Consider the following 11942-nt stretch of genomic DNA (forward strand, 5'->3'; position numbering starts at 1 on the left):
AAACAAAGTATGATTGACCTAAGTGCCTCCGTTGGGGGACAGGGGGCTGGGGTTTTACCCCCGCTCCTTCCGGTACCGCAAATCCAGGAACCCGAGCACCAGGAACAGGGCGGTATACGCCAGCGAATACCACTCGTGCTTCACGAGGTAGTCCTGCTTCGGCATCATCATCGACTTGAGCGTGAGGATCGGGTAGGCGAAGGGGATCTTGTCTACATGCTCCCAGCCGAAGCCCGTTGCGATCAGGCCCGCGATCAGCAGGGCAAGGCCGATGCCCACCGGCGCCACGAAGCTTTTGAAGCGGAGCGACAGCCAGTACTGGAAGGCCGAGATGCTCAGCACCGACACGAAGGTTTTTACGTTAAGATGGATCAGCGCTTTCCAGTCGAGCGCCATGTGGAAGAACGGGAACTTCGGGTTGATGATATTCACCAGTGCCGCATTGCCGATCATGAGTCCGTTGAACACAACGAAGAACAGCAGGATCATCGACTGGATGGCGCCCCACTTGGCGAAGAACACCTCACCGGTGGTTTGCGGCGAAGCCCACACCTGCTTCCAGGCATTGTTGCGGTACTCCACCTGCGGGATGAGCGCGCAAATGAGGATGACATACATCGGGAAGAGGAAGGAGCTCAGCGACTGCCAGCCCATTTGCAGGTGCATCGTCCACCCGCCCAGCTCCAGCTTCGGGATCATCTTGTCGGGCTTGGTGAGGTAGATCAGCAAAAAGATACAGGGGATAAAGGCGGCACCGGCAACGCTCATCCAGAACGCCGCGGTGCGGCGGGTTTTGAGCATTTCGGAGTTGAAAGATATAGCGAGGGACATGAGGAAGGTTTTAGAAGGTTCTAAAAGGTTCTAGAAGGTTCGGGTTCGACCTGAGATCAGTTCCCCGAGGTGATATCGATAAACAACTGCTCGAGATCGTTCTGCCTCGGTTGCAGCAGGTATACGTCCACGTTGTTCTCCACCAGCAGGCGGGCATAGCGGGCCGTATCGGCCTTAGCCCCGAGGGGGAGTTGCAGCAAGCCGTTGCGGCGCTGGGCGCCGGCATCACCAAGCAGGCGGAGGGCCTTCTCATTGTCCGACGTATCTACTTCCAGGTGGCGGCTGCCCGACTGCATCGCGTGCAGCTCGCCCAGCGTTCCCTGGAACAACAGCTTGCCTTTGTGAATGATGCCCACATGCGAGGCCATCTTCTCTACTTCTGCCAGGATGTGGCTCGACACGATAATGGTAACGCCGCTCTCCCGGTTGAGGCGCTTGATCAGCTCGCGCGTTTCGATGATGCCATTGGGGTCGAGACCGTTGGTGGGCTCGTCGAGTATCAGGAGTTCGGGGTTGTGCAGCAGGGCCACCGCGATGGAAAGACGTTGCTTCATGCCGAGCGAGAACTGCTTTGCTTTTTTCTTGCCGGTGCCGGCGAGGTCAACGAGCTGCAGCACGGCCTCCACGCGCTCCTTCGGCGCGCCATATACGCGGCGGTATACTTCGAGGTTTTCGCGGGCGGTAAGATGCGTGTACAGGGAAGGCTGCTCGATGAGCGAGCCGAGGCGCCGCAGCACTTCCAGCCGCCTGGCTGCCGGGTCGAGACCAAAGAGGCGGATGCTGCCCTGCTGGCTTTGCAGCAATCCCAGCAGCAGGCGGAGCGTGGTGGTCTTGCCCGCGCCGTTGGGTCCGAGGAAGCCGTAAATGCTCCCCTGCGGCACCTGCAGGTTGATGTCGTGCAGGGTGGTTGCGCCACCGGCGAAGCGGTAGGTAAGGCCCTTGGTTTCGATGATCATTTTTTCCATACGCAGTAGTTGATCTTCCAAAACTAACCGACCGGTAGCTGGCAATGCAAACTATTGTACGTATGGCCACTTTTCAGTGACGAAATCCGGCGCAGCCCCTTGCCGGCTTAACGCGCGGTACCGCCGGAGGGATCCCGCGGCAGGTAGATGCTGAACGTGGCGCCCTCATTGGGCGCGCCCGCGGCGGTGATGAAGCCGCCGTGGTTTTCGGTGATGCGCTTGCAGATGGCAAGCCCGATACCGGTGCCGGTGTAAAGACTGCTGCTGTCGTGCAGCCGGTAGAAGATATTGAAGATGCGGCTGCTCTGCACCGGGTCGAAGCCGATGCCCGTGTCGCGTACGCGGATCAGGTAGAAGTCGCCCGTGCTGGCACGCGTGGGGTGATGAAAGGAGCCGCCGGGCGCCACCTCGCAGTGCAGCTCGATGATCCCGCCGCCGCCGGGGATGCTGAACTTGACGGCGTTGCCAATGAGGTTGGAAAAAAGCTGCCGCGCCTGGTACGGGATCATCGGGAGCACCGGCAGGCTTTCCGATACCACACGGATACCCTTCTCGCGCAGGTCGTCGGCGAAATCTTCCAGCACACTTGCAACAATGTCGTTGAGGTCGGACATTACGAAAGGGCTCTCCGAATTATCGAGCAGGCGGTAAGCCATCAGGTCTTCCACTAGGGAGCGCATGCGCTGGGCCGATTGCTGGATGCGCCCCAATGAATGCACGATGTTGTCCGAAAGCGAGCGGCCCTCCTCGTCCATCACCCGCGAGGCGAACACCAGGATCTTGCGGATCGGCTCTTTGAGGTCGTGGGTGGTGATCCAGTTGATATTGGCGAGCTCCTCGTTGGCCTTCACCAGCTTCTCGTTGAGCACGCGGTGGTTGGCTTCCTCGGCTTTGAGGTATTCGAGGTGAAACACATTCTGCAGCGCCGCCGCAAAGCGCGTGGCGGCATTCACTTCCGACACCCGCCAGGGCAGGCTATGGTGCTTCACCTGCTCACGAAACAGCGCGAAGGAGGTACGCGGCTGCAGCATATTGGTTACGGGCGAGCGCTTTGCCGGCTCCCTGGGATTGCCGGCCCAGTTGATCACGCGTTCGCGCTCCTCGCGAAACCAGATGATCGCTTCCTTCCTCGGGTCACCGAGCTTGTGGTAAAGAATTCCGGAAGCCTCGGTGCTGATGCGCCAGGCATCGGGATAATGCGCCGCCAGGTTTTCCGACACAAACTGGACACCCGAGTACGTATCGGCCAGCCACTGCAGCAGGTGGCGGGTACGTTCGGGGTCCGGTGCAAAGCCTTTCTGGTACAGCTTTCCCTGGTGCAGCAGGGCTACGCCCGTTGCGTTGGCCACCGGCACCAGCGAGCTGAGCCCGTTGAAGCGGGCCGCAAAGTCGCCCTCCTGCCCGATGGCAAACAGCAGCTGCTGCAGGTGGGCTTCCACCACCTGGTGCACCTCGAACTCCTCGGCCACCTGGCGCACGTTGATCTGGGAGGAAAGAAAGTGCCCCTGCAGGAGCGCGGCCTTACGCTGCAGGTGTCCGAGGTGCTTCGGGCCGCGATGGTGGCAGGCGATGAGTCCCCAGAGGCGGCCTTCGGAAATCAGCGAGATGGTGAGGGTGGCGCCGACCCCCATATTCTTCAGGTATTGAAGGTGGATCGGCGAAACCGACCGCAGGCGCGCCGTGCCGAGGTCGAGCTCCGGCGCCGTGCCGTCGTCTGCCGTCAGCAGCGGTACGGGTTCGTAGTGCACGTCGGCAATAAGGCGCAGCGGGTTGCGCAGGTACAGCTCGCGGGCCTGCACCGGGATGTCGGTATGAGGATAATGCAGGTTAAGGAAGGGCTCCATCGACGCCTCGCGGCTTTCGGCATACACCTCGCCGTTATAATCCTTGTCGAAGCGGTAGATCATCACACGGTCGTAGCCCGTGATGGCGCGTGTTTGCTCGGCCACGCGCTGGCAGAGGTCCTGCAGCGAGCGCGCCCGCTCGATATGTGTAACGAAGGCTGCTGTCTGATCGAAAAGCGCATCCACCGGCAGGTTTACCGGCACCGACTCTTCCAGTTCCAGCACAAAGATGTTTTCGCCGTTGGTGATGCCGAACACATCCCAGGGCTTGCCGGCCGCCTCCACCCGCAGGGGCCGCGGAAGGTCCTCACCGGCGTGGAGCACCTCATTTATTAGCGAAAAGAGTTCGGGGTGGACGGCGGCCAGTGGCTGCGCGAGAAGGGCCGACGGCTCCCGGCCGGAAAAGCCGGCCACGTTGGCGCTGCAGTACCGGATAATTCCTTGCGGGTCGAGGCCCAGCAGCACGCCATGTGGCTGGATGGATCCGGGAATATGAATGGGTTCACTCTCGCAATTGGCCAGCGTCGCCTGGTCGTGGTAGGAAATATCCCTTAAGTTCATGCCGGGAAGATAATTAGCGGCGGCTCGCCGGCAAGGCTGAGCCGCGAAGATTTAGTTCAAACGATCCGCGGCATCGGCCAATTCCCCGCATTGCCGCATCTTTGCAGGCAGATGGCTAAAGATCTCAGAAAACAACAGGCGCTGGAATACCACGCCAAGGGGCGGCCCGGCAAGATTGAAGTGGTGCCGACCAAGGAAGCGAAGACCCAGCGCGACCTCTCGCTGGCCTACTCGCCCGGCGTGGCCGAGCCCTGTAAGGAAATAGCAGCGCACAAAGAGAATGTATATAAATATACCGCCAAGGGCAACCTGGTAGGCGTGATCTCCAACGGTACCGCCGTGCTTGGCCTTGGCGACATCGGCCCCGAGGCCTCCAAGCCCGTGATGGAAGGAAAGGGTGTACTCTTCAAGATCTTCGCCGACATCGACGTGTTCGACATCGAGATCAATGAAACCGACCCGGAGAAATTCATCCAGATCGTAAAGGCGCTGGAGCCCACCTTCGGCGGCATCAACCTCGAAGACATCAAGGCACCCGAGTGCTTCGTTATTGAAAAGGCGCTCCGCGAGCAGCTCTCCATCCCGGTGATGCACGACGACCAGCACGGCACCGCCATCATCTCGGCGGCGGCCCTGCTCAACGCCCTGCAGATCCAGAAAAAGAAGATCGACAAGGTGTGCTTTGTCATCAACGGTGCCGGTGCGGCCGCCATGGCCTGCATCCAGCTCTATGTTTCGCTGGGTGCCCGCCCCGAGAATTTCCAGGTATTCGACATCAAGGGCGCCCTCAGCCGCGACCGCGACGACCTCGAAGACTTCAAGAAGCCCTTTGCCAATGCTAAGCCGGGCACTACCCTCGACCAGGCCCTGAAAAACGCCGACGTATTCGTGGGCCTTTCGGTAGGCAACGTGGTTACGGCCAATATGGTGAAGAGCATGGCCAAGAATCCTATCGTGTTTGCCATGGCCAACCCCGACCCGGAGATCTCCTGGGAAGAAGCCAAGAACGCCCGCAAAGACCTCATCATGGCCACGGGGCGCTCCGATTATCCCAACCAGGTGAACAACGTGCTCGGCTTCCCCTATATCTTCCGCGGTGCCCTCGACGTACGCGCCACGGGTATCAACGAAGCCATGAAGCTGGCGGCGGTCAAGGCGCTCGCCGAGCTGGCACAGAGCCCCGTGCCGGATATCGTGAACCTGGCCTATAATACGAAGACCATCACGTTCGGTCCCGAATACATCATTCCGAAGCCCCTTGACCCGCGCCTGCTGGCCACCGTGGCCCCGGCCGTGGCGAAGGCGGCGATCGAGACCGGCCTCGCGCAATACCCCATTACCGACTGGGAAGGCTATACGACCGAGCTCAATAAGCGCCTCGGCCTCGACAACCAGGTGGTGCGCGTGCTCAACTCCAAGGCCCGCCGCGACCCGCGCCGCATCGTATTCGCCGAAGCGGACAATGTCAAGATCCTGAAGGCCGCCCAGCAGGTGATCGACGAAGGCATCGGCTACCCGATCCTGCTCGGCGACGAAAACAAGATCCGCAACATCGCTTTGGCCAACGGTATCGACATCGAAGACCTTCCCATTTTCGACCCGCGCTCCGACGCCATGGAAGAGCGCCGCAACGTTTTCGGCGAGCTCTTCTTCAAAAAGCGCGGCCGCAAGGGCTTCAACGCCTACGAGAGCCGCAAGGTGATGAAAGACCGCAACTACTTCGGTTGCATGATGGTGGAAACAGGCGAAGCCGACTGTATGATCTCGGGGCTTTCGAAGAATTACCCCGACACGATCCGCCCGGCCATCCAGTGCATCGGCGTGGAAGACGGCACCAAGCGCATCGCCGGCATGTACCTGATGCTCACCAAGAAGGGGCCCATTTTCCTGGCGGATACCACGGTCAATTTCCACCCCACCGCCGAGGAGCTTGCCGAGATCACCCGGCTGGCGGCGCAGGAAGTGCGGCATTTCAACATCACTCCGCGGATCGCGATGCTCAGCTATTCCAACTTCGGCTCTTCCAACTCGGAGGAGGCACACCTGGTGGCAAGGGCCCGCGAGATCGTAAAAAAGCAGGACCCTTCGCTCATCGTGGATGGTGAGATGCAGGCCTCTCTCGCCTTTAATAACGAGCTGCTGAAAGACAACTATCCCTTCAGCGAGCTCGTAGACAAGGCGGTCAACACCCTTATTTTCCCCAACCTCGCGGCCGGCAACGTGGCGTACAACCTGCTCAAGGAGCTCGGCGGAAGCGAGGCCATTGGCCCGATTTTATTAGGACTGAAGAAGCCCGTCCATATCCTGCAGCTCGGCAGCTCGGTGCGCAACATCGTCAACATGGCTACCATCGCGGTGGTGGACGCGCAGATCAAGAACGAGCAGGCGAACGAGGAAGCGATCCGCAGATCGAAGTGGTGGAAGCGGCTGAAGAAAGCGTGACCTCGTCTGTCATCCTTCGGCTTTGCTCAGGATGACAGAGGGGCCTGAAAGCCAGGCAAGGCTGGAATTAAGACATGTCAGGCTGAGCGCAGTCGAAGCCAGGACAGACAGAATAAACGAAACAAATGCTGAAATTTCTGACCGACGTTGGTCGCTACATCAATATGATCCGCAGCATGTTTTCGCGGCCGGAGAACTGGAAGATGTACTGGAAGGAATTCATGCACCAGTGCTCGGAGATCGGTATCGGCTCGCTGGGCATCGTGGTGATCATTTCCATCTTCATGGGTGCGGTAAGCACGGTGCAGACGGCCTACCAGCTTACCTCGCCCCTGATCCCGGCCGACACGATCCCGCAGATCGTGCGCGACACGGTGATCCTCGAGTTCGCCCCCACCCTCGTATCGATCGTGCTGGCTGGTGTTATCGGGTCGAAGATCGCGGGCGAGCTCGGCAACATGCGCGTGTCGGAGCAGATCGACGCCCTCGAGATCATGGGTATCAATACGAAAGCTTACCTCGTTGCGCCGAAGATCCTGGCCTCACTCGTGGTGATCCCGATGCTCATCGTAGTCGCCGCCGTGCTGGGCATCTGGGGCGGCCGCCTTGCGGGCACCGCCTCGGGCATCATCTCTGGCGACACCTACGACAAGGGCCTCCTGATGAACTTCGTCCCGTACAACATTTTCTTTGCCCTCAGCAAGGCGTACACCTTCGCTTTCCTCATCTCCAGCATTCCCGCCTACTTTGGCTACCATGTGAGCGGCGGCGCCCTCGAGATCGGGCGCGCTTCCACCAAGAGCGTGGTAGTGACCTGCGTGACGGTGCTTTTTGCTGACTATATCCTGGCCGCCTTACTCCTCTGACATATGATCGAAGTAAAGAATCTAAAGAAAGGCTTTGCCGGGAAAACGGTGATCCATGATGCCACGGTGAACATGGAGGCGGGCAAATGCAACCTCATTATCGGGTCGTCGGGCTCGGGAAAGACCGTGCTGATGAAATGTCTCGTGGGCCTGTTCCAGCCCGACTCGGGCTCCATCCTTTACAGCGGGCAGGACTTCACGCAGATGGACGTCAAGCAGAAGAAAGAGATCCGCAAGGAGATCGGAATGCTGTTCCAGGGCTCGGCGCTTTTTTCGTCGATGACCGTCGAGGAAAACATCATCTTCCCGCTCGACATGTTCACCCAGATGACCCACCGCGAGAAACTGAACCGCGTGAACGAGGTGCTCGACCGCGTGAACCTGAAAGGCGCCAACAAAAAATTCCCCGCCGAACTCTCCGGTGGTATGATGAAGCGTGTCGGCATCGCCCGCGCCATTGTGCTCAATCCGAAATACCTGTTCGTTGACGAACCCAACTCGGGCCTCGACCCGCAGACCTCCGGACTCATCGACCAGCTCATTAACGAGATCACGAAGGAGTATAACATCACCACGGTGATCAACACCCACGACATGAACTCGGTGATGGAGATCGGCGACCACATCATCTATATGTACCAGGGCCGCAAGGAGTGGGAAGGCAACAACAAGGAGATCATCTTTTCGAAAAACAAGCTGCTCAACGACTTCATCTTTGCCTCCGAGTTCCTCCGCGATGCGAAAGACATGCGCCAGCTGGAAGAAACCGGCAAGATCGCCAACGACCGTAATATGGAAGAACTCACCAGCAAGGACGCACCAGAGCTCGTGCCGCCGCCGGATGATACGCCGGAAGGATCATAAGCTGAAAAAGAGTTTTTCACCGCAAAGGAATGAAGCAAAAGAAGCGATACGCCAAGATTTATGTACAAGGTCCCGGCAAGCCGGGACCTTGTCAATTGTAATCCTTCGCGAAACACTCGGACCCTTCTTTTCTTTCAAATCCTTATCTTAACCCTCAAATACTGCATATGGAAACGAACTATCACCCGGACGACGTATTGCATAACGACGTGCCGCGCGAGACGCCATCCGGCCTTAAGACCCTCACCACGCTGACGTATATCGGCTGCGCCTTTGCCTATATCAGCACGATCTGGGGCTTTTTCGGCACCAAGAACTCCCAGAAGAACATGGAGCAGCTCCAGGAAGCCCGCGACAAGATGGGCGATGGCTTTATGGGCCGCTGGATAGACGCTTCTATGGAGATGGTGAAGAAAGGAGAACAGTTCCAGACTATCAATATCGTGCTCACCCTCATCTTCACCACAATGTGTCTTGTAGGCGCCATGCGGATGCGCCAGCTGCGCAAGTCGGGCTTCCCGATCTATGCATTCGGCGAGCTGGCGCCCATACCGGTGCTCTTCGCCCTTTTCGGCGTCAACCTGGTAACCGGCATCACCGGTGGCTTTACGGCGCTTATAGCCATCCTCTTTACGCTGCTTTATGCCCGGCAGCGCCAGCACCTGGTACGCAACTAAATCGATAAACTCTTTGCGGGCCCCGGAGCAATCCGGGGCTTTTCTTTGCCCGCCCCGGCACAGGGGCCGGTAACACGGTTACCAATCGACGTTTCCCCGATTCACGTTCCGGGAATCCCCTATTTTTGCCGAACTTTTAAAATCCGTTATGAGCATTCTTGTCAATAAAGAGTCGAAGGTCCTGGTACAGGGCTTCACCGGTACGGAAGGCACCTTCCATGCCTCGCAGATGATCGAGTACGGCACCAACGTGGTAGGCGGCGTTACCCCCGGCAAGGGCGGCAGCGACCACCTCGACCGCCGCGTGTTCAACACGGTGGCTGACTGTGTGAAGGAAACGGGCGCCAACGTGTCCATCATTTTCGTTCCGCCGGCCTTTGCTGCCGACGCCATCATGGAAGCCGCCGACGCCGGCGTTGCGCTCGTGGTGTGCATCACCGAAGGCATCCCGGTTCAGGATATGGTGAAGGTGAAAAACTACCTGCACGGAACCAACACCCGTCTCATCGGCCCCAACTGCCCCGGCGTTATCACCGCCGACGAGTGCAAGGTGGGTATCATGCCGGGTTTTGTTTTCAAGAAAGGCCGTATCGGTATTGTTTCCAAGTCGGGCACCCTCACCTACGAGGCGGCCGACCAGATCGCCAAGGCCGGCCTCGGCATCTCCACGGCCGTAGGTATCGGTGGCGATCCCATCATCGGCACCACCACCAAGGAAGCCATTGAGCTCTTTATGAACGATCCCGAAACCGACGCCATCGTTATGATCGGCGAAATCGGTGGTGGCATGGAAGCAGAAGCCGCCCGCTATATCCAGAGCACCGGCAACAAGAAGCCCGTTGTAGGTTTCATCGCCGGCCAGACCGCGCCACCGGGCCGCCGCATGGGCCACGCCGGCGCCATCGTAGGCGGAGCCGAAGACACCGCTGCCGCCAAGATGAAGATCATGGAAGAGTGCGGCATCCATGTGGTGAAAAGCCCCGCGGACATCGGCAAGACGATGGCCAGCGTAATCGGCAAATAAACAGAACAGCCTTTAATAACAAAGCCCCGACCGTTGGTCGGGGCTTTGTGCTTCTAATGCTTAATATTCATCGCTCAATATTCAATTTTCAATAAGTTGAATCCACACCTTGTACGTTGAACATTGATTATTGAATATTGAATATATCCTACGCTCTAATTCTGGGTCCTGATCCATGCCGACAGCTGCTCTTTCGAATTCGAGAACTCAAAGGCATCCATCACCTGGAAATAGTTGTTCTTGTCGACGGTGCGCGGGTAGGCCGCCTTCGCCATTTCGAGCCGGTCGCTGTCGAACGTAAAGAGCTGCATCAGTTGCTTTACCTGGGCGGCCGAAACGCGGTTGTACGCAAGCGCATCCTTGGCGAGTGTCAGCTTCGTATTGTCGAATCGCTCCGCGCGCAGCTGCGCCACCAGGGCACTGAAGTCGGAAGCGGCCATGGCCTGGACGGCGCCGTTCCAACCCGTGTTGCCGTTGCCGTTACCATTGTTCCAGCCACCATTGCCATTGTTCCATCCGCCGCCCTGGCTCCAGCCACCCGTGGTTCCGCAGGCCGCATTGCCCCAGGTATCGTAGTCGGAATACATCATACCGCCATAGCGCTTCTCGTCAAAGAAGGCCTTGCCGAAGCGGTTGAAGGTGATGTCGACATGGTAATCGGGGCGAATCATAACCTGCCCCTGGTAAAGCAGGCGGCCATTAACGTTAGAGCCGTTGCGCGGCTGGAAAACTTTCACGGTATGCTTGCCGGCGGGAATGCCGTCGACGCAAACCAGGTTATCGGTGGCGGAAAAATACCGGTTGTCGATCTGCACATACAGGTCGGTAAGCCCGGAGAAGGTGATCGTCAGGCGGCCTTGGTCCGCGGCGTGCACGGCAACGGAAAGTACAAGGCCAAGCAGGAGGGTAAAAATTGTTCTCATATAATCAGTCTTTGGAGTTAAGATACATTTTCCGGCCGCAGGGTTGACAAACAAACGTTAAAGGCGCCGTTTATCCTTCATGCAGCTATGTGTCTTGCCCGGTGGTCTATCCCTAGTATATTCATTGCCCCAACCGTAAGATTATGAACACCATACGTACCGGCGGCATCCTGCTGCTGCTTTTCTTCTTTACTAACGCCGGCGCGCAAACGAACTCCTGGTACGCCGCGCGCTGGAAGGAGGCCGACTCGCTCCTGCTCCGCGCGGTACGCCCGCAGGCGGCGCGCGCGCTAGCCGATACTATCTATAACCGCGCACGCCGCGAAGGCAATGAGCCCGAGCTGCTCCGTGCACTTTATTTCCGCAACCGCACCTCGGCCGAAAACCGTGAAGACAACCTCCGTGAGGGTATCCGCGAACTGCAGCGCGAGCTCCCGAAATTCCGCGGCGCCGCCCGCTCGCTGATTCAAAGCATGATCGCCGGCGAGTACCGTCGCTACTATGCCGCCTATAGCTGGCTCTTCCTGTCGCGCACTAGAACCTCCGATACTTCGGCCGATATCAACACCTGGAGCGCCGACCGCCTGCGGTCGGAGATCAGGCGGCTTTACCGCAGCGCACTGGCACCCGCCGCCCTCCTGCAGTCCACGAGCCTCGAAGGTTGGGAAACGCTTATCGTTCGCGGCAACGCCCGCGCCCTGCGGCCCACCCTTTATGACCTGATCGCGCACGATGCACTGGATTATTACAAGAGCCGTCAATACGGTCTGCAAGGCCCCGAGGTAAGCTTTACCCTGCGGCGCCCCGAAGCCTTCGCACCGGCCTCTACGTTTGCGGCCACCCGCTTTCCCGCCGGCGATACGGCGGCGGCAGAAGGCGAAGCTGTCCGGCTTTTCCAGGACCTCACGCGCTTTCACCTGAAACGAAGCGGCGCGCCGCTCTACG

Annotated in this window: 9 protein-coding genes and 1 pseudogene; 6 read left to right on the top strand and 4 right to left on the bottom strand. The window is 58.8% G+C overall.

Translation table 11 applies throughout. The annotated features are described in order from the left end of the window. Positions 1-54: 54 nt before the first annotated feature. The 3 genes from EPD60_RS03810 to EPD60_RS03820 form a co-directional block, all read right to left on the bottom strand. Positions 55-831 carry an ABC transporter permease gene (locus EPD60_RS03810; RefSeq protein WP_131447017.1) on the bottom strand — a complete coding sequence of 259 codons (777 nt, stop codon included), beginning with the start codon at positions 829-831 and terminating at the stop codon, positions 55-57. A 56-nt stretch (positions 832-887) separates the two neighbouring features. After that, entirely contained in the window at positions 888-1796 is a 909-nt protein-coding gene (locus EPD60_RS03815) for an ABC transporter ATP-binding protein (protein ID WP_131447019.1), read from the bottom strand. A 107-nt stretch (positions 1797-1903) separates the two neighbouring features. Beyond that, positions 1904-4201 carry an ATP-binding protein gene (locus tag EPD60_RS03820; RefSeq protein ID WP_131447021.1) on the bottom strand — a complete coding sequence of 766 codons (2298 nt, stop codon included), beginning with the start codon at positions 4199-4201 and terminating at the stop codon, positions 1904-1906. A gap of 111 nt (positions 4202-4312) precedes the next feature. Between EPD60_RS03820 and EPD60_RS03825 the strand changes: the two genes are divergently transcribed. The 5 genes from EPD60_RS03825 to sucD all read left to right on the top strand — a co-directional run bounded on the left by EPD60_RS03825 (position 4313) and on the right by sucD (position 10074). Continuing rightward, positions 4313-6643 carry an NADP-dependent malic enzyme gene (locus EPD60_RS03825; RefSeq protein WP_131447023.1) on the top strand — a complete coding sequence of 777 codons (2331 nt, stop codon included), beginning with the start codon at positions 4313-4315 and terminating at the stop codon, positions 6641-6643. A gap of 125 nt (positions 6644-6768) precedes the next feature. Next, complete coding sequence (locus tag EPD60_RS03830) at positions 6769-7509, top strand: MlaE family ABC transporter permease (protein ID WP_207896537.1); 741 nt, start codon at positions 6769-6771, stop codon at positions 7507-7509. A 3-nt stretch (positions 7510-7512) separates the two neighbouring features. Beyond that, positions 7513-8373 carry an ABC transporter ATP-binding protein gene (locus EPD60_RS03835; RefSeq protein ID WP_131447025.1) on the top strand — a complete coding sequence of 287 codons (861 nt, stop codon included), beginning with the start codon at positions 7513-7515 and terminating at the stop codon, positions 8371-8373. 167 nt (positions 8374-8540) lie between these two features. Next, complete coding sequence (locus tag EPD60_RS03840) at positions 8541-9050, top strand: hypothetical protein (RefSeq protein ID WP_131447027.1); 510 nt, start codon at positions 8541-8543, stop codon at positions 9048-9050. Between the two features lie 148 nt (positions 9051-9198). Continuing rightward, positions 9199-10074 (top strand): succinate--CoA ligase subunit alpha, encoded by an 876-nt coding sequence (sucD, locus tag EPD60_RS03845; protein ID WP_131447029.1) that lies wholly within the window; start codon positions 9199-9201, stop codon positions 10072-10074. 155 nt (positions 10075-10229) lie between these two features. Here sucD and EPD60_RS03850 read toward each other — a convergent pair whose 3' ends face one another. Further along, a complete protein-coding gene (locus tag EPD60_RS03850) occupies positions 10230-10997 on the bottom strand; it encodes a proline and serine-rich protein 1 family protein (RefSeq protein ID WP_131447031.1) in 768 nt (255 codons plus the stop codon). Positions 10998-11140: 143 nt separating this feature from the next. Here EPD60_RS03850 and EPD60_RS16820 point away from each other — a divergent pair. Further along, positions 11141-11942: pseudogene (locus EPD60_RS16820) on the top strand (hypothetical protein); the annotation flags it as partial.

Origin of the sequence: Flaviaestuariibacter flavus (genome assembly GCF_004337505.1) — a bacterium.
Lineage (GTDB): Bacteria > Bacteroidota > Bacteroidia > Chitinophagales > Chitinophagaceae > Flavisolibacter > Flavisolibacter flavus.

Excerpts from the sequence above, each read along its gene's own strand:
- EPD60_RS03810 (WP_131447017.1), bottom strand. The coding sequence starts at position 831 with ATGTCCCTCGCTATATCTTTCAACTCCGAAATGCTCAAAACCCGCCGC.
- EPD60_RS03825 (WP_131447023.1), top strand. The coding sequence starts at position 4,313 with ATGGCTAAAGATCTCAGAAAACAACAGGCGCTGGAATACCACGCCAAG.
- sucD (WP_131447029.1), top strand. The coding sequence starts at position 9,199 with ATGAGCATTCTTGTCAATAAAGAGTCGAAGGTCCTGGTACAGGGCTTC.
- EPD60_RS03835 (WP_131447025.1), top strand. The coding sequence starts at position 7,513 with ATGATCGAAGTAAAGAATCTAAAGAAAGGCTTTGCCGGGAAAACGGTG.
- EPD60_RS03830 (WP_207896537.1), top strand. The coding sequence starts at position 6,769 with ATGCTGAAATTTCTGACCGACGTTGGTCGCTACATCAATATGATCCGC.
- EPD60_RS03815 (WP_131447019.1), bottom strand. The coding sequence starts at position 1,796 with ATGGAAAAAATGATCATCGAAACCAAGGGCCTTACCTACCGCTTCGCC.
- EPD60_RS03820 (WP_131447021.1), bottom strand. The coding sequence starts at position 4,201 with ATGAACTTAAGGGATATTTCCTACCACGACCAGGCGACGCTGGCCAAT.
- EPD60_RS03840 (WP_131447027.1), top strand. The coding sequence starts at position 8,541 with ATGGAAACGAACTATCACCCGGACGACGTATTGCATAACGACGTGCCG.
- EPD60_RS03850 (WP_131447031.1), bottom strand. The coding sequence starts at position 10,997 with ATGAGAACAATTTTTACCCTCCTGCTTGGCCTTGTACTTTCCGTTGCC.